Genomic DNA, 16,982 nt, shown 5'->3' on the forward strand with positions numbered 1-16,982 from the left:
TACCGGGGCGGTCGTACGGGGGAGGGCGGCCGAAGTCGCCCGGCCGCGCGGTCAGTTCCAGTCGGTGAAGGAGGCGTAGCCGCCCGCGTCCGCCATCTGCTCGGCGACCCCTTCGAGATCTTCGGGGAGCAGGCTCCACACGATCAGGTCGGTGCGGATGTCGGCCCAGCCGCCGTCCTCGGTCTGCGTACGCACTATCCAGGCGTTGCGCAGGACCCCTTCGCTGATGCAGCCGATCTTCTGGGCGACCTGCTGGGCCGCCGTGTTGTCGGCGGCGGTGCGCAGTTCGATGCGCTCGAACTTCTGGTCGCGGAACAGCCACTGGGCGACGGCCAGCACCGATTCCGTCGCGTATCCCTCGCCGCGCGCCCAGGGCGCGGTGAGATACGCCACCTCCGTGGCGCGCAGCCGCCAGTCGGTCTCCTGGAGCTGGACGACACCGACGAGCCGCTGGGTGAGGAACTCGGTGACGGCGAACACGATGCCCCGCCCGGCCGTCCGTTCCTCCGGAGCGATCCGGCGCACCCACTCCTCCGCGTCGCCCGCCGTGTACGGATGTGGCACCGACGACCACGCCGTGACCTGCTCGTCGTTCATCATCTCGATGTGCGCCGGGAGGTCCGCCGTTTCGAAGGCGCGCAGCACCAACCGCTCCGTGCTGATGGAAACGTCCGGAAAGGTGGTAGTCATGCCAGCTCCATGCCTCAGTCCGTCGTAAATGCACAGCATGCAGCATCGGGTGGCGAATGTGCATGGCCGGGTCCGCCCGGATGGGTGCGCCCCGCACACAGGGTGTGTACGGGGCGCCGCCGCTGTGCGCGGTACGTCGGGCTCAGCCGGCCTGGCCGAAGCTCGGGACGACCGAACCGTCGTAGGTGTCCTCTATGAACTTCTTCACCTCGGGGGAGTTGAGCAGTTTCGCGAGCTTGACCACCCGCGGGTCCTTCTCGTTGCCCTGCTTGACGGCGAGGAAGTTGGCGTACGGGTTGCCTTCGCTCTTCTCCAGGGCCAGTGAGTCCTGGGCGGGCTTGAGCTTGGCCTCAAGGGCGTAATTGCCGTTGATGACGGCCGAGTCGACGTCGTTGAGCGCGCGGGGCAGGGTGGCGGCCTCCAGTTCCTTGAACTTCAGCCCCTTGGCGTCCTTGATGTCGGCGAGGTTCCCTTCGGCGCCGACGCCGTCCTTGAGTGTGATCAGACCGTTGTCGGCGAGCAGCTTGAGCGCGCGGCCCTCGTTGGTGGTGTCGTTGGGGATCGCGACGCTCTGCCCCGGCTTGATCGCCTTGAGCCCGTCGAGCTTCCTGGAGTAGAGGCCGAGCGGCTCCAGGTGGACGTTGACGACGGGCACGATGTGGGTGCCGTTCTTCTTGTTGAAGTCGTCGAGGTACGGCTTGTGCTGGAAGTAGTTGGCGTCGACCTCGCCCTTTTCGGTGGCGGTGTTGGGCAGGACGTAGTCGGTGAACTCCTTGACCTGGAGCTTCAGTCCGGCCTTCGCCGCCAGGTGGTCCTTGACGAAGTTCAGGATGTCGGCGTGCGGGGTCGGCGAAGCGGCGACGACCAGCGGCTTGGACGTGTCCGGCTTCCCCTCCCCCGCCGTCGTGGAGCCGGGATCGGACGAGGTGCCGCAGGCGCCGAGCGTGAGGGCCAGGGCGGCGGTGGCCGCGGCGACGGTCGTGAGCTTGAGGTTGACGCGCATGGGAGGTGCCTCGTTTCTGAGAGGTGTCTTACGGATCTGGGGTTGTGCGGTCAGGAAGTCGTGCGGACGCGGCGCGCGAGGAGCCGTACGGCGATGTCGCCGATCAGCTGGATGACGGTGACGATCACGATCAGCACCACGACGGTGGCGACCATGAAGCCGTTCTCGAAGCGCTGGAACCCGTAGGTGACGGCCTTGGAGCCGAGCCCTTCACCGCCGACGGCGCCGGCCATGGCCGAGTAGCCGATGAGCGCGATGACGGTGGTGGTGACGCCGGAGACGAGCGAGGGCAGCGCCTGCGGCAGCAGCACTTTGCGGACGATGGTGGGGATGGACCCGCCCATCGACTGCACGGCCTCGACCAGACCGTGGTCGACCTCACGGATGGCCGTCTCGACGAGCCGGGCGAAGAAGGGGATGGCGCCGATCGCCAGCGGCACGATCATGGCCGTGGGTCCGATGAAGGTGCCCACGACGAACGTGGTGAACGGGATCAGCGCGATCAGCAGGATGATGAACGGCAGCGAGCGGCCGATGTTCACGATCACGCCGACCGTCTTGTTCACGGGGGCGTTCTGGAGCAGCCCGCCCTTGTCGGTGAGGACCAGCAGGATGCCGAGCGGCAGGCCGCCCAGGACCGTGACGAGCGTCGACCAGAGCACCATGTAGAGGGTGTCGAGGGTCCCCTGGGTGAGCAGGGGCTGCATCTGCGACCAGGTCACCTGGCACCGTCCTTGACCAGCTGGGCGGGGACACCGGTGACGTTCTCGACATGCAGCCCCCGCTCGCGCAGGAAGCCGACGGGTACGACGTTGTCCTCGTAGCGGCCGGGCAGCTCGATGCGGAGCCGGCCGATCTGCCGGCCCTGGACCGTGCGCAGCGCGGCGCCCAGGATCGCGATGTCGATGTTGTACGTACGGGACAGCCGGGAGACGATGCCGCGCTCGTCGGATTCGCCGTTGAACGTGATGTCGAGGACCGTACGGCTCTCGTCGGAGCCCGGCCCTTCGACCGGGTACAGCTCGCGCGCGAGCTGCGATCCGGTGGTGGCGAGCAGTTCGTCGACCTTGCCGGACTCGACGATCCGGCCGCGGCTCATCAGCGCCGCCGAGTCGCAGATCGTCTTGACGACCTCCATCTCGTGGGTGATGAGCAGCACGGTCAGTCCGAGCTGCCGGTTGAGGTCGCGCAGCAGCGCGAGGATCGAGCGGGTGGTCTCGGGGTCGAGTGCGCTGGTCGCCTCGTCGGAGAGCAGCACCTTGGGCTTGCCGGCGAGGGCGCGGGCGATGCCGACCCGCTGCTTCTGCCCGCCGGAGAGCTGGGCGGGGTAGGCCTTGGCCTTGTCGGCGAGGCCGACCAGGTCGAGCAGTTCCGCGGCGCGGCGCTGCCGGTCCTTGCCGGAGTGGCCGAGGATCTCCAGCGGCAGTTCGACGTTGTCCCGCACGGTGCGTGACGACAGCAGGTTGAAGTGCTGGAAGACCATGCCGATCGAACTGCGGGCCGCGCGCAGCTCCTTGCCGGCCCGCCGGCCCCGGCCGGCGAGGGCGGTGAGGTCCTGGCCGTCGACGGTGACCGTGCCGGACGTGGGGCGTTCGAGGAGGTTGACGCAGCGGATGAGGGACGATTTCCCGGCGCCGCTCTGGCCGACGACGCCGAAGACCTCCCCTTCGCCGACATGGAGGTCGACCCCGTCGAGGGCCGTCACCTCACGGCTGCGGGAGGGTCCTGACCGGTAGATTTTGGTCAGACCTGTTGTGGTGATCACAGGAGTTGTCCGTCACTGTCCGGTGCGCGGCCGCAGGTCGGCCGGGCACGAGGGGGGCACAGGAAAGAGGCCAGGACACGGCGGAGCCGGGTCGGGCCGGGGGAAGTTCAGCTGCTCGGACGGTCAGGCGCCGCGGGCGGAAAGCCGCCGGGGCCCGAGCGTCAGGAAGCGCGCGTCAGCAGGCGCACATTCGACACATACAACGAGCACCGGGCGTAACGATCGCCTCGGTCGCGGAAACGCGGTTGCTCGTCGTGGTCATGGCTCAAGTAAAGCAGACGTCAAGGACGAGGTCCGGGGTGTCCGCATAGCGGACAGTCGGGACCCAGGGGCGCGCGCCGGGGTCGGGACGGACCGTAATACGCTCATGCGCATGCTTGACGTCCTGACGATCGCGGTGTCCGTGGCCGCGCTCGCCCTCGCCGCCTGGTGCGGATTCGCCGCATACAGGGACCAGCCGACCAAGGACTGGCACTTCATCGGCATGGCCGTGGTGTCCCTGCTCGCGCTGGTCCAACTCGTGGTGGGAATCGTGCAGTTGGCACGTGGCGAGCATGCCGACGACGGATCGGTGATCTTCGTCTCGTATCTGGTCGGCGCCGCGCTCGCGGTGCCAGCCGCCGGTTTCCTCTCGCTGACGGAACGGACCCGCTGGGGCTCGGTGACGGTCTCGGCGGGCGCGGTCGTCCTGGCGGTGCTGGAAGTACGGCTGTACGACATCTGGGGAGGCTGACGGTGACGCTGGAGGATTCCGCGACCGGGGAACCGAGGACCAGGCTGGTCAAGGGTCCTGGACTGCTGCTCGTCTGGTTCTACGGGGTGATGTCCGTCGGGGCCGTCTCGCGGTCGGTCTACCAGATCGCCACCGACTTCGACCGGGCGCCGCTGGCGTATTCACTCTCGGCCGTCGCCGCCGTGGTGTACGCGTTCATCACGTACACGCTGGTGCGCGGCGGGGAGACCGCCCGCAGGGCGGCGCTGGTCTGCTGCGGTCTCGAACTCGTCGGGGTGCTGACCGTGGGCACCTGGACGCTGGCCGACCCTTCGGCCTTCCCGGACGCGACGGTCTGGTCGGACTACGGCATGGGGTACGTCTTCATCCCCGTACTGCTGCCGGTCACCGGCATCCTGTGGCTGCGCAGGTCCCGTCGGGGTCAGAGCCTGTCGGGCCCTGACCCCGTCGACCCCGTTGACGGCTGAGGTAGATGCTGACGGGTGGTGTGGCTCAGGCGCTCGCCGCGTACGCGGTGGCGTCCGCGCCCTGTGACGCCTGCTTCTCCAGTGTGACGAGCGTCAGCCGCGGACCGACCAGCTCCCTCGACACCGGCAGGTAGCCACGGCTGCGGTACAGCCGCAGATTGCCCTCACTGCGGTGGCCGGTGAAGAGCTGGAAGCGCTTGGCGGCGGGGGTCGTGGCGAACTGGCCCTCGATGGCGTCGAGGAGCCGGCCGCCCAGGCCGTGCCGCTGCATCCTCGGATGGACGATGAGTTTCGCGATGCGCGCCGTGCCCTGCTCGTCGACCGTTCCCCGTACCGATGCCACGATCTCGTCGCCCAGCCGGGCCACCAGGCCGTGCCCGGCGTCGAGTTCGGCCCTGAGGTCCTCCAGGGTCTGGGTGAGGGGTTCGATGGTGTAGTCGCCGTAGAGCTCGGCCTCGTTCTGGTAACACAGGTACTGCAGCTTCAGGATCTGTTCCGCGTCCTGCGCTCTCGCCGCTGAGATGGTCACGCTCATGCCCATGTGTGCATGCCTCCCGCTCACCTGTTCCGCCGGTTGTCTACCGCTCCTTTCCCCGTTGTTCAGGAGCTGCAACCTCTGCCGCCAGCATTCTGCGCAGGCATCCCAGGCATCGGGAACGCATCGGCCCCAGACTTCCCTGTGAGATAGCCAACTCCCCTGCGATTTCGCGGTACGTGGGGTCCTTCGGCGACAACATCGCAGTCAGCAGCCCGGGGCAACGCCCTGGTGTACGGACCACGGCGGAACGAAGTGTTCTGCGCCACTCCGCGCGTAATGCGCTGTGTTCAGGCCCGGCGTCGGGGTCGGTGGCCGGATCCGGCCGCTCCGGTGCGTAGGGCAGCTCGTTCGCCGCCGTACGCCGGGTCCTGCGCGCCTCGGCGCGTACCGCCGACCGTACCCAGCGGGCCGTGTCGGACGGCGGCCCCGCGTCGGCCAGCCGCTCCAGCAGCCGTACCCAGACGGCCTGTTCGAGATCGCGCGGTTCGGTGGCCGCCCAGCCGGCTTCGGCCGTGGCCTCGGCGCTGACCAGCGGGGACAGCGCGCTGACGAGCGCGGCTGCGGCCCGGTGCGGACCGTACGGGAAGCGGGTGTCGGCGACTGTCATGCCTGGCGGGACGCGACGGCGGCGGACGGCGGTTGCCCCCGGTGCGGGCAGTCACCCGACCGGGGGCATCTCGGGGCGCGCCGCTGACGGACCGGCGCCCCGGCATCGGCTCGGCGGCTCGGCAGCCAGTGGCTCAGCGGCTGAGGAAGTCCGCCCTGGCGAGCACACCCGTGTCGGCGTTGTCGGTGAAGACACCGTCGATACCGGTCTCGAAGTACGCCTGGAAGGCGCCGAAGGCGTCCCCGTACGCGTTCGGGTCGGTGCCGCGGCGGAAGTCGGCCGGCAGGAAGGTGTTCTCGTTGCGCATCGTGTACGGGTGCAGGATCAGCCCCTTGGCGTGCGCGTCCCGGACGAGGGTGGTCGGCGACGTCAGCTTCCCCGTCGCGTCCTTGGGGATGACCAGGTCGAGCGTCGGGCCGATGCCCTGCGCGAAGGAGGCGATCCACTTCAGCCCGGCCGGCGTGACGAGGTCGTCGACACCCCGGGGGTCGCCGGTGGCCTTGAAGTCCCACGGCCGGCTGCCCGCGACGTCGAGCAGGACGACGCGCGGCGCCGAGACCAGCTCGGCCATCCGCTTCATGCTGGTCGGCTCGAACGACTGGAGGAAGATCGGCGCGTTCGCGTGGTCGCGCCCGTACCGGCGCAGCAGCTTCGCGAACCGCTCCTCAAGACCGAGGCCGATGCCCCGGAAGTAGGTGGGGTGCTTGGTCTCGGTGTACAGCCAGACGGGCCTGCCACGGCGGCGGCCCTCGTCGTCGGCCCAGCGCAGCACCTCTTCGTAGGTGGGGATGTCCCAGTGGCCGTCGTAGAGGGTGTTGTGCTGCCGGTTGGCGGGGATCCGCTCCTTGGCGCGCAGCGTCTTCAGCTCGGCCAGGGTGAAGTCCACGGTGAACCAGCCGGTGGTGCTGACCCCGTCGATGACCCGGGTGGTCTTGCGGGAGGCGAACTCCGGGTGGTCGGCGACGTCCGACGTGGCCGTGATGTCGGGCTCGTGACGGCAGACCAGATGCCCGTCCTTGGTGGGCACCAGGTCCTGCTCGATCACGTCGGCGCCCATGTCGAGGGCCAGCTGGTACGAGCCGAGGGTGTGCTCGGGGCGGTAACCCGCCGTCCCCCGGTGGCCGACGATCGTCGGCACGGGCAGCTTCGGCCGCGCGGGGCCGTGGCCGCCCTTGCCGTGCCCTGCCGGCTGCGCGGCGGCCGTGCCGGCGACGGCGGGCACCGCCATGGCCGCCGAGCCCAGTACGGCGGCGCCCAGTACGGTCCGCCGTCCGGGTGTGTTGCGCGCACCCTGCGTCATGAATGCTCCCTCGTGTGAGTCCGTGTGATGTCCGGCACCTGTCAAACGCGCCCGAGCGTAGGCGGATACGTCTGCGACAGGGGGGACCCTGGACGAACACGGCGGAAACAGCCCCCGACACCGGGTATTCGGCGGCGGCCCGACGTGCGCCGTGCGGTCCCCCGCGAGTAACGTGCTCACCTGCATAGACTTGGCCGGTTATTCCTGCCCGTTCCCGACACCGGAGGACCCGTTGTCCCGCTTCGCGCTCATCAAGGCAACGCTCGGAACGCTCGTGCGCCTGATGTTCCGTACACGGGTGGAAGGCGCCGAGAACATTCCCGGCAGCGGGCCCGTGATCCTGGCCGGCAACCATCTGACGTTCATCGACTCGATGATCCTGCCGCTGGTCTGCGACCGGCAGGTGTTCTTCATCGGCAAGGACGAGTACGTCACGGGCAAGGGCGTGAAGGGCCGGCTGATGGCCTGGTTCTTCACCGGTGTCGGCATGATCCCGGTGGACCGCGACGGCGGCAGGGGCGGTGTCGCCGCGCTGATGACGGGGCAGCGCGTGCTGGAGGAGGGCCGGATCTTCGGCATCTACCCGGAGGGCACCCGCTCCCCCGACGGCCGGCTGTACCGGGGGCGTACGGGGATCGCCCGGCTGACGCTGATGACGGGTGCGCCGGTGGTGCCGTTCGCGATGATCGGCACGGACAAGCTGCAGCCGAGCGGCAAGGGCCTGCCGCGCGCGGGCAAGGTGACGGTGCGCTTCGGCAAGCCGATGGAGTTCTCCCGCTACGACGGCATGGAGCGCGACCGCTATGTGCTGCGCGCGGTGACGGACTCGGTGATGACCGAGGTCATGCGGCTGGGCGGCCAGGAGTACGTGGACATGTACGCGACGAAGGCGAAGGCCGCGTAGCGGCTGTCCGGCGGACGGGGGCGACGCGGCCTTCGCCGGAGCCGCCCCGGTCGCGCCGGACCCGCCCCGTTCGTCCGGACGCGCCCCGGACGCGCCGGACCCGCCCCGGTCACGCCGGACCCGCACCGGACGCGCCGGACCCGCACCGGACGCGCCGGACGCCGACCGGTGCGTCTGGTCGGCGTCCGGGCGGTGAGCGGTCGTCAGTCCTTGGCCGTCGCCCAGGCGTGCTGGATCACCAGGTCGGCCTTCAGCTCGGAGAGCTGGACTGCCACCGCCGAAGGGGCCGTACCGCCCCTGCCGTTGCGGGACGCCAGCGAACCCGCCACGTTGAGCACCGAGCGCACGTCGGGCGTCAGGTGTTCGGAGATCTTGGCGAACTGCTCGTCGGAGAGCTGGTCCAGCTCGATGCCGCGCGCCTCGCACTCCTTGACGCACTCCCCCGCGACCTCGTGCGCGACCCGGAACGGCACGCCCTGCTTGACGAGCCATTCGGCGATGTCCGTCGCGAGCGAGAAGCCGGCCGGGGCCAGCTCCTCCATCCGGGTGCGGTTGACCGTCAGCGTCGCCATCATGCCGGTGAACGCGGGCAGCAGCACCTCCAGTTGGTCGCAGGAGTCGAAGACCGGCTCCTTGTCCTCCTGGAGGTCGCGGTTGTACGCGAGCGGCAGCGCCTTCAGCGTGGCGAGCAGCCCGGTGAGATTGCCGATGAGCCGGCCCGACTTGCCGCGCGCCAGCTCCGCGATGTCCGGGTTCTTCTTCTGCGGCATGATCGACGAGCCGGTGGAGAAGGCGTCGTGGAGCGTGACGAAGGAGAACTCCTTCGTGTTCCAGAGGATGACTTCCTCGGCGATCCGGGACAGGTTGACGCCGATCATCGCCGTGATGAAGGCGAACTCGGCGACGAAGTCCCGTGAGGCGGTGCCGTCGATGGAGTTGCCGACCGAGCCGCGTTCGAAGCCGAGGTCGACGGCGACGGCCTCCGGGTCGAGCCCGAGCGACGAGCCCGCCAGCGCGCCGGAGCCGTAGGGGGAGACGGCCGTGCGCTTGTCCCACTGCCGCAGCCGCTCCGCGTCCCTGGACAGCGACTGGACGTGCGCGAGCACATGATGGGCGAACAGCACGGGCTGCGCGTGCTGGAGGTGCGTCCTGCCGGGCATGGCGACGCCGTGGTGCGCCTCGGCGAGGGCGACGAGCGCGTCCTGGAGGTCGGCGATCAGCCCGCCGATGATCCGGCCGTGGTCGCGCAGATACATCCGGAAGAGCGTCGCGATCTGGTCGTTGCGGGAGCGGCCCGCGCGCAGCTTGCCGCCGAGGTCGGGGCCGAGCCGCTCCAGCAGGCCGCGTTCCAGGGCCGTGTGGACGTCCTCGTCGGCGACGGTGCCGACGAACGAGCCGTCGGCGACGTCGTCCTCCAGTTGGGCGAGCCCGGCCAGCATGCGGGCCAGTTCGTCCTGGGAGAGCAGCCCCGCCTTGTGCAGCGCGCGGGCGTGGGCACGTGAGCCGGCGATGTCGTACGGCGCGAGGCGCCAGTCGAAGTGCACCGAGGCGGACAAGGCGGCCAGGGCCTCGGAAGGACCGTCGGCGAACCGGCCGCCCCAGAGCCGGACATCCCCGTTTTTGCTGCTCACTACTGCTCCTCAGAAGGCTTGAAACGAAGGCGCCTCCCCGCCGCTGTGACGGGGAGGCGGCTGTCCTGTTCGGTCGCGTCAGGCGCGTACGCGGATCAGGCGAGGTCGCGCTTGGCGGCGATCTTCGACGAGAGGCCGAAGATCTCGATGAAGCCCTGGGCCTTGGACTGGTCGAAGGTGTCGCCCGAGTCGTAGGTGGCGAGGTTGAAGTCGTAGAGCGACTCGGGGGACTTGCGTCCTGTGACGACGGCGCGGCCGCCGTGCAGCGTCATCCGGATCTCGCCCGTGACGTGCTGGTTGGCCTCCTTGATGAAGCCGTCCAAGGCGCGCTTGAGCGGCGAGAACCACAGGCCGTCGTAGACCAGTTCGCCCCAGCGCTGCTCGACCTGCCGCTTGTAGCGGGCCAGTTCGCGCTCGACCGTGACGTTCTCCAGCTCCTGGTGCGCGGTGATCAGCGCGATGGCGCCCGGCGCCTCGTACACCTCACGGGACTTGATGCCCACGAGCCGGTCCTCGACCATGTCGATCCGGCCGATGCCCTGGCCGCCGGCCCGCTCGTTGAGCTGCTGGATGGCCTGCAGCACGGTGACGGGCTTGCCGTCGATCGCGACGGGGACGCCCTCCTTGAAGGAGATGACGACCTCGTCGGCCTCCCGCTGGACGGCCGGGTTCTGGGTGTACTCGTAGATGTCCTCGATCGGACCGTTCCAGATGTCCTCCAGGAAGCCCGTCTCGACGGCGCGTCCGAAGACGTTCTGGTCGATGGAGTACGGGGACTTCTTGGTGGTCGCGATCGGGAGGTTCTTCTCCTCGCAGAAGGCGATCGCCTTGTCCCGGGTCATCGCGTAGTCGCGGACGGGGGCGATGCACTTCAGATCGGGACCGAGCGCGGAGATACCCGCCTCGAACCGCACCTGGTCGTTGCCCTTGCCGGTGCAGCCGTGCGCGACGATGCCCGCGCCGTGCTTGTGGGCGGCGGCCACGAGGTGCTTGACGATGGCCGGCCGGGAAAGGGCCGAGACCAGCGGGTAGCGGTCCATGTAAAGGGCGTTGGCCTGGATCGCCGGGAGGCAGTACTCGTCGGCGAACTCGTCCTTGGCGTCGGCGACCTCGGCCTCGACAGCACCGCAGGCGAGCGCGCGCTTGCGGATGACGTCCAGGTCCTCGCCGCCCTGGCCGACGTCCACGGCAACGGCGATGACCTCGGCGCCCGTCTCCTCGGCGATCCAGCCGATGGCGACGGAGGTGTCCAGGCCGCCCGAGTAGGCGAGTACGACGCGCTCGGTCACGGGTATCTCCTTACGATGCATTCACTGATGGGTATAACTATGCAGTGGTCCGTATGTTTTGTCAAAGCCGCCGAAAATGATCGGCGCCCCCAGCCCTGTCCGCCCTGGGCTCCGGCCATGCAGAGCTGGGAAGAACGGGATCTGACCGACGCGGCGACCTGGGTCGATGTCGACCAGGAGGTACGGATCGAACACGGGTACGAGCAACCGCACGCCAGCCCCGCCGCCGTCGACGCGCTGCGCCGCGTCGGGGCGCGCGGCGGTCCTGATGCGTGCGGACCCCGATCCGAAGCTGCGGGCCCGGCGGACCGGGCCTCACCCGTACGGAGCGGGCTGAGGGGCCGTCAGGGGCGGGCCGGGCTACGGTCCTGAGCATGCGTACCGGACTTGTGCTCGGCTCCGTCCTGCTCGCCCTCGCCACCGCCACGGGCGCCGCCGCCCCCGTACCCGTGTCCCCGGAGGCGCCGCTGCCGGAGCGGATGGCGGACACCGGCGGCGGCAGTCAGCTGATCACCGCGCAGGCCCCGGACACCGGGTCCACCACCGGCAAGCTGTCCTGGTGGGAGCTGCGCGACGGCCGATGGGTCGAGGCGGGTTCGGCGGACGCGCGCTTCGGCTCGGGCGGGCTCGTCGACGGCGAGCGGCGCACCCAGGGCACGTCCACCACACCGACGGGTCTGTACGACCTGCCGTACGCCTTCGGCATCGCGCCCGCGCCGGCCGGGACCCGGTTCGGCTACCGGCCGGTGGGCGACGACTCCTGGTGGTGCGAGGACAACGGGTCCACCGCGTACAACCGCTGGACCGAGGGGCTGCCGGCCGACTGCCGCGCCGCCGAGGCCGAGCATCTGTCCGACTACACCGAGCAGTACGCGCGGGCGCTGGTCATCGGCTACAACTACGACGCGCCGGTGCACGGCCGGGGCGCCGGGATCTTCCTGCATGTGAACGGCAAGGGCGCGACCGCCGGCTGCGTGTCCGTACCGGCCGACGCGATGAGCGCGATCCTGGCCTGGGCCGATCCGCGCCGCTCCCCGCACATCGCGATGGGCACCGCGTCGGGTGCGACGGCCCTCACCCGCTACTGACCGCCGAGGCCGCCACCGGGCCGACCGGCCAGCGGGCGACGCGCTGTCCGGGGACGGCGCGGTCAGCGGGGGTTCTGGGCCAGCTTGAGCAGGTGGTCGGCGAGCGCCTGGCCGCCCGCCGGGTCCCTGCTGATCAGCATCAGCGTGTCGTCGCCGGCGATCGTGCCGAGTACGTCGCTCAACTCGGCCTGGTCGATGGAGGAGGCGAGGAACTGGGCGGCGCCCGGCGGGGTGCGGAGCACGACGAGATTGGCCGAGGCCTCGGCGGAGATCAGCAGTTCGGCGGAGAGCCTGCGCATCCGCTCCTCCTTCGCCGATTCGCCGAGCGGGGCGTGCGGGGTCCGGTAGCCGCCCTCGCTGGGCACGGCGTAGATCAGCTCACCACCGGTGTTGCGGATCTTCACGGCGCCCAGCTCGTCCAGGTCGCGGGAGAGCGTCGCCTGCGTGACGCTCAGTCCGTCGTCGGCGAGGAGCTTCGCGAGCTGGCTCTGGGAGCGCACCGGCTGCCGGTTGAGGATGTCCACGATCCGGCGGTGGCGCGCGGTCCGCGTCTGCGGCACCGACTGTCCGCCCTGCTCTGTTTCCGGGGCCTCGGTCATCGTCGTCTCATTCTCCGGCTCTTCCGTTCCCGTACGCGTCGTCGAGGATGCCGGGCAGGGCCCGGAGGAACGCGTCCACCTCTTCGTCACCGATGATCAGCGGCGGCATCAGCCTGATCACGTCGGGGGCGGGCGCGTTGACCAGGAGGCCGGCGTCCTGAGCCGCGCGCTGCACCTGGGGCGCGAGCGGCTCGGTGAGCACGATACCCAGCAGCAGCCCCGCGCCGCGGACATGGGACACCAGCGGGTGGCCGAGCCCTTCGACGCCGTCGCGCAGCCGCTCGCCGAGCCGCTTGACCTGGTCGAGCACCCCGTCGGCTGCGAGCGTGTCCAGGACGGCGAGCCCCGCGGCGCAGGCGACCGGGTTGCCGCCGAACGTCGTCCCGTGCTGGCCGGGCTTGAGCAGGTCGGCCGCCGGGCCGAAGGCGATGGTGGCGCCGAGCGGCAGCCCGCCGCCGAGCCCCTTGGCGAGGGTGACGACATCGGGCTCGACGCCTTGGTGCGCCTGATACTCGAACCAGTGTCCTGTCCGGCCGACGCCCGTCTGGACCTCGTCCAGGACGAGCAGGGTGCCGGTGGCGCGGGTGATCTCCCTGGCCGCCTCCAGATAGCCCTTGGGCGGGACGACCACGCCGAGTTCGCCCTGGATCGGTTCGATGATCACGAACGCGGTGTCGGTGGTGACGGCGGCGCGCAGCGCCTCGACGTCGCCGAACGGTACGTGCGTGACGTCGCCGGGCAGCGGCAGGAACGGGGTCCGCTTCGGCTGCTGTCCGGTGAGCGCGAGGGAGCCCATCGTGCGGCCGTGGAAGCCGCCTTCGGTGGCGACCATGTGCGTACGGCCCGTCAGCCGGCCGATCTTGAAGGCCGCTTCGTTGGCCTCGGCGCCCGAGTTGCAGAAGAAGACCCGGCCGGGGCGGCCGAACGCCTGGATCAGCCGCTCGGCGAGTGCGATCGGCGGTTCGGCGATGAAGAGGTTGGAGACATGACCGAGCGACGCGATCTGCTGCGAGACCGCCTCGATGACGGCGGGGTGGGCGTGGCCGAGCGCGTTGACGGCGATACCGCCGACGAAGTCGGTGTAGCGGTTGCCGTCCGCGTCCCAGAGGGTGGCGCCCTCGCCGCGTACGAGGGACAGCTTCGGCGTGCCGTAGTTGTCCGTCATCACGCCTTGCCAGCGCTGTACGAGTGCGTCGTTGGCGGTCACTGAGCTCCCCCTGTGTCCTGTCCGTCCGGCACGACCATCGTGCCGATTCCTTCGTCGGTGAAGATCTCCAGCAGGATCGAGTGCGGGACCCGGCCGTCGATGACGCGGGCCGTGGTGACGCCGTTGCGGACGGCGTGCAGACAGCCCTCCATCTTGGGCACCATGCCGCTGGAGAGGTCGGGCAGCAGTTTCTCCAGTTGGGTCGCGGTGAGCCTGCTGATCACGTCGTCGCTGTTCGGCCAGTCCTCGTAGAGGCCTTCGACGTCGGTGAGGACCATCATCGTCTCGGCGCCGAGCGCGGCGGCGAGCGCCGCCGCCGCGGTGTCGGCGTTGACGTTGTAGACGTGGTTGTCCTCGGCGCTGCGCGCGATCGAGGAGATCACCGGGATCCGGCCGTCGCCGAGCAGCGCCTCGATGGCGCCGGTGTCGATCGCGGTGATCTCGCCGACCCGGCCGATGTCGACCATCTCGCCGTCGATGAGCGGGCGGTGCTGGGTCGCCGTGATGGTGTGCGCGTCCTCGCCCGTCATACCCACGGCGAGCGGGCCGTGCTGGTTGAGCAGCCCGACGAGTTCGCGCTGGACCTGTCCGGCGAGCACCATCCGTACGACGTCCATCGCCTCGGGTGTGGTGACCCGCAGCCCGGCCTTGAACTCGCTGACCAGGCCGTGCCGGTCGAGCTGGGCGCTGATCTGCGGGCCGCCGCCGTGCACGACGACGGGCTTGAGCCCGGCCTGCCGCAGAAAGACGACGTCCTGGGCGAAGGCGGCCTTGAGGTCGTCGTCGATCATGGCGTTGCCGCCGAACTTGATGACGACGACCTTGCCGTGATGACGGATCAGCCAGGGCAGCGCCTCGACGAGGATCTGGGCCTTGGGCAGGGCGGTGTGCTGTCGGGTGCTCATGAGCTGTACGCGCTGTTCTCGTGGACGTAGTCGGCGGTGAGGTCGTTGGCCCAGATCACCGCGGAGTCGCCGCCGGCGGCCAGATCGGCGGTGATCTTCACTTCGCGGTAGCGCATGTCGACCAGGTCGCGGTCCTCGCCGACCGCGCCGTTCTTGCAGACCCAGACGCCGTTGATGGCGACGTTGAGCTGGTCGGGCTCGAAGGCGGCGCCCGTCGTGCCGATGGCGGAGAGTACCCGGCCCCAGTTGGGGTCCTCCCCGTGGATGGCGCACTTGAGGAGGTTGTTACGGGCGATGGAGCGGCCCACCTCGACGGCGTCGTCCTCGGTCGCCGCGTTGATCACTTCGATCCTGATGTCCTTGGACGCGCCTTCCGCGTCACCGATGAGCTGCCGCGCGAGATCGGCGCAGACCGTACGGACGGCCTCGGCGAACTCGTCGTACCCGGGTGTCACGCCCGCCGCGCCCGAGGCGAGCAGCAGCACGGTGTCGTTGGTGGACATGCAGCCGTCGGAGTCGACGCGGTCGAAGGTGGTCCGGGTGGCGGCCCGCAGCGCGGTGTCGAGGGCGGATGTCTCCACGTCGGCGTCGGTGGTGAGGACGACCAGCATGGTGGCGAGTCCCGGCGCGAGCATGCCGGCGCCCTTGGCCATGCCGCCGACGGTCCATCCGGCGCCGCCCGCGACGGCGGTCTTGTGGACCGTGTCGGTGGTCTTGATGGCGATGGCGGCCTTCTCGCCGCCGTGCTCGGACAGGGCCGCCGCGGCCTTCTCGACGCCGGGCAGCAGCTTGTCCATCGGGAGCGGCACACCGATCAGCCCGGTGGAGGCGACGGCGATCTCGCCCGCGCTGTGCTCGGCCGGGCCGGCCGCGCTCAGCACCTCGGCGGCCTTCTCGGCCGTCGCGTGGGTGTCCTGGAAGCCCTGGGGTCCCGTACAGGCGTTGGCACCGCCGGAGTTGAGGACGACGGCGGTGATCGCGCCGCCCTTGACGACCTGCTCGGACCAGAGGACCGGCGCCGCCTTGACGCGGTTGGAGGTGAAGACACCGGCCGCCGATGTGCGCGGCCCGGTGTTGACCACGAGGGCCAGGTCGGGGCCGCCGCTGTCCTTGATTCCTGCGGCGATGCCGGCCGCCGTGAATCCCTGCGCTGCGGTGACGCTCACGGTGCCACTCCGATCGTGGAAAGTCCGGTGTCCTCGGCGATCCCGAAGGCGATGTTCATGCTCTGCACCGCGCCGCCAGCGGTGCCCTTGGTGAGGTTGTCGATGGCGCTGATCGCGATGACGCGCCCCGCGTCCGGGTCGTGGGCGACCTGGATCTGAACGGCGTTGGAACCGTAGACGGACGCGGTGGCCGGCCACTGACCTTCGGGCAGCAGACGGACGAACGGTTCGTCGGCGAAGGCCTTCGCGTAGGCGTCCCTGACGCCTTGCGCCGTGGTGCCCGGCCTGGCCTTGGCGGAGCAGGTGGCGAGGATGCCGCGCGGCATGGGGGCGAGGGTCGGGGTGAAGGAGACGCTGATCCGCTCCCCCGCAGCCGCGCTGAGGTTCTGGATCATCTCGGGGGTGTGCCGGTGGCCGCCGCCGACGCCGTACGGCGACATGGAGCCCATCACCTCGGAGCCGAGCAGATGGGGCTTGGCCGACTTGCCGGCGCCCGAGGTGCCGGAGGCGGCGGTGATCACGGCTTCCGGCTCGACGAGACCGGCGGCGTACGCGGGGAAGAGGGCGAGCGAGACGGCGGTGGGGTAGCAGCCGGGGACGGCGACCCGCCGGGTCCCGGCGAGCGCAGCGCGGGCCCCGGGCAGCTCGGGCAGCCCGTACGGCCAGGTGCCGGCGTGCGGCGAGCCGTAGAACCGCTCCCAGTCGGCGGGGTTCTCCAGACGGAAGTCGGCGCCCATGTCGACGACGAGCACATCGTCACCGAGCTGCTCCGCGACGGCGGCGGACCGGCCGTGCGGCAGCGCGAGGAAGACCACGTCGTGCCCGGCGAGCGCGTCGGCCGTCGTGGGCAGCAGCACCCGGTCGGCCAGCGGCAGCAGATGCGGCTGAAGCGGACCGAGGCGCTCGCCCGCGCTGGAGTGTCCTGTGACGGCGCCGATCTCGACCTCGGGGTGGGTGAGGAGCAGTCGGAGCAGTTCCCCGCCCGCGTATCCGCTCGCTCCCGCCACCGCTGCACGTACAGCCATCGAAAACCCTCCTCGGTAAGGGCATGACTATACGTTTCACCGCAGCTTTATGCAATGCAGAGCAA

At 70.2% G+C, this 16,982-nt stretch carries 19 protein-coding genes; 5 read left to right on the forward strand and 14 right to left on the reverse strand.

Features of this window, described 5'->3' with window-relative positions:
* Positions 1-51: 51 nt before the first annotated feature.
* The 4 genes from OHS57_RS07530 to OHS57_RS07545 form a co-directional block, all read right to left on the reverse strand.
* Complete coding sequence (locus OHS57_RS07530) at positions 52-729, reverse strand: GNAT family N-acetyltransferase (RefSeq protein ID WP_041991538.1); 678 nt, start codon at positions 727-729, stop codon at positions 52-54.
* Positions 730-832: 103 nt separating this feature from the next.
* A complete protein-coding gene (locus OHS57_RS07535; RefSeq protein WP_328581442.1) occupies positions 833-1,693 on the reverse strand; it encodes a MetQ/NlpA family ABC transporter substrate-binding protein in 861 nt (286 codons plus the stop codon).
* A gap of 50 nt (positions 1,694-1,743) precedes the next feature.
* Positions 1,744-2,415: a methionine ABC transporter permease gene (locus tag OHS57_RS07540; RefSeq protein ID WP_041991534.1), complete on the reverse strand. Its 672-nt coding sequence runs from the start codon at positions 2,413-2,415 to the stop codon at positions 1,744-1,746.
* Positions 2,412-3,458 (reverse strand): methionine ABC transporter ATP-binding protein, encoded by a 1,047-nt coding sequence (locus OHS57_RS07545; RefSeq protein WP_041991532.1) that lies wholly within the window; start codon positions 3,456-3,458, stop codon positions 2,412-2,414. The genes OHS57_RS07540 and OHS57_RS07545 overlap by 4 nt, the downstream gene beginning before the upstream one ends.
* Before the next feature lie 373 nt (positions 3,459-3,831).
* Between OHS57_RS07545 and OHS57_RS07550 the strand changes: the two genes are divergently transcribed.
* Together OHS57_RS07550 and OHS57_RS07555 are read left to right on the forward strand one after the other, a co-directional pair.
* A complete protein-coding gene (locus OHS57_RS07550) occupies positions 3,832-4,191 on the forward strand; it encodes a hypothetical protein (RefSeq protein ID WP_041991530.1) in 360 nt (119 codons plus the stop codon).
* An 89-nt stretch (positions 4,192-4,280) separates the two neighbouring features.
* Positions 4,281-4,658, forward strand: a complete 378-nt coding sequence (locus OHS57_RS07555; protein ID WP_241778783.1) for a hypothetical protein — start codon at positions 4,281-4,283, stop codon at positions 4,656-4,658.
* A gap of 25 nt (positions 4,659-4,683) precedes the next feature.
* On the opposite strand, the gene OHS57_RS07560 is transcribed toward OHS57_RS07555, so the two are convergent.
* From OHS57_RS07560 to OHS57_RS07570, 3 genes are all read right to left on the reverse strand, one after another.
* Complete coding sequence (locus OHS57_RS07560) at positions 4,684-5,199, reverse strand: GNAT family N-acetyltransferase (protein WP_041991528.1); 516 nt, start codon at positions 5,197-5,199, stop codon at positions 4,684-4,686.
* A gap of 37 nt (positions 5,200-5,236) precedes the next feature.
* Positions 5,237-5,803: a sigma-70 family RNA polymerase sigma factor gene (locus OHS57_RS07565; protein ID WP_328581443.1), complete on the reverse strand. Its 567-nt coding sequence runs from the start codon at positions 5,801-5,803 to the stop codon at positions 5,237-5,239.
* A gap of 133 nt (positions 5,804-5,936) precedes the next feature.
* Positions 5,937-7,103, reverse strand: coding sequence for a glycerophosphodiester phosphodiesterase (locus OHS57_RS07570; RefSeq protein ID WP_328581444.1), 1,167 nt, complete (start codon positions 7,101-7,103; stop codon positions 5,937-5,939).
* A gap of 232 nt (positions 7,104-7,335) precedes the next feature.
* On the opposite strand from OHS57_RS07570, the gene OHS57_RS07575 reads away from it, so the two are divergent.
* Positions 7,336-8,007 carry a lysophospholipid acyltransferase family protein gene (locus OHS57_RS07575; protein ID WP_041991524.1) on the forward strand — a complete coding sequence of 224 codons (672 nt, stop codon included), beginning with the start codon at positions 7,336-7,338 and terminating at the stop codon, positions 8,005-8,007.
* A gap of 203 nt (positions 8,008-8,210) precedes the next feature.
* Here the strand turns inward: OHS57_RS07575 and argH are convergent, their stop codons facing one another.
* Positions 8,211-9,638, reverse strand: a complete 1,428-nt coding sequence (gene argH, locus OHS57_RS07580; RefSeq protein ID WP_328581445.1) for an argininosuccinate lyase — start codon at positions 9,636-9,638, stop codon at positions 8,211-8,213.
* A gap of 95 nt (positions 9,639-9,733) precedes the next feature.
* Positions 9,734-10,927, reverse strand: coding sequence for an argininosuccinate synthase (locus OHS57_RS07585; RefSeq protein WP_041991520.1), 1,194 nt, complete (start codon positions 10,925-10,927; stop codon positions 9,734-9,736).
* A 117-nt stretch (positions 10,928-11,044) separates the two neighbouring features.
* On the opposite strand from OHS57_RS07585, the gene OHS57_RS07590 reads away from it, so the two are divergent.
* Together OHS57_RS07590 and OHS57_RS07595 are read left to right on the forward strand one after the other, a co-directional pair.
* Positions 11,045-11,299 carry a hypothetical protein gene (locus OHS57_RS07590; protein WP_328581446.1) on the forward strand — a complete coding sequence of 85 codons (255 nt, stop codon included), beginning with the start codon at positions 11,045-11,047 and terminating at the stop codon, positions 11,297-11,299.
* Between the two features lie 2 nt (positions 11,300-11,301).
* Positions 11,302-12,015, forward strand: coding sequence for a L,D-transpeptidase family protein (locus tag OHS57_RS07595; protein ID WP_328581447.1), 714 nt, complete (start codon positions 11,302-11,304; stop codon positions 12,013-12,015).
* 62 nt (positions 12,016-12,077) lie between these two features.
* Here OHS57_RS07595 and OHS57_RS07600 read toward each other — a convergent pair whose 3' ends face one another.
* Genes OHS57_RS07600 through argC form a run of 5 tightly spaced genes read right to left on the reverse strand, consistent with a single transcriptional unit; the run spans position 12,078 to position 16,917 of the window.
* Complete coding sequence (locus tag OHS57_RS07600; protein ID WP_041991516.1) at positions 12,078-12,614, reverse strand: arginine repressor; 537 nt, start codon at positions 12,612-12,614, stop codon at positions 12,078-12,080.
* Positions 12,615-12,621: 7 nt separating this feature from the next.
* Positions 12,622-13,821: an acetylornithine transaminase gene (locus tag OHS57_RS07605; RefSeq protein WP_328581448.1), complete on the reverse strand. Its 1,200-nt coding sequence runs from the start codon at positions 13,819-13,821 to the stop codon at positions 12,622-12,624.
* Complete coding sequence (gene argB / locus OHS57_RS07610) at positions 13,818-14,726, reverse strand: acetylglutamate kinase (protein WP_041991514.1); 909 nt, start codon at positions 14,724-14,726, stop codon at positions 13,818-13,820. Before argB ends, OHS57_RS07605 begins: the two co-directional genes overlap by 4 nt.
* Positions 14,723-15,892, reverse strand: a complete 1,170-nt coding sequence (gene argJ, locus OHS57_RS07615) for a bifunctional glutamate N-acetyltransferase/amino-acid acetyltransferase ArgJ (RefSeq protein WP_328581449.1) — start codon at positions 15,890-15,892, stop codon at positions 14,723-14,725. Before argJ ends, argB begins: the two co-directional genes overlap by 4 nt.
* Positions 15,889-16,917, reverse strand: coding sequence for an N-acetyl-gamma-glutamyl-phosphate reductase (gene argC, locus OHS57_RS07620; RefSeq protein ID WP_328581450.1), 1,029 nt, complete (start codon positions 16,915-16,917; stop codon positions 15,889-15,891). The genes argJ and argC overlap by 4 nt, the downstream gene beginning before the upstream one ends.
* Positions 16,918-16,982 lie beyond the last annotated feature (65 nt).

This window comes from Streptomyces sp. NBC_00370 (assembly GCF_036084755.1).
GTDB lineage: Bacteria > Actinomycetota > Actinomycetes > Streptomycetales > Streptomycetaceae > Streptomyces.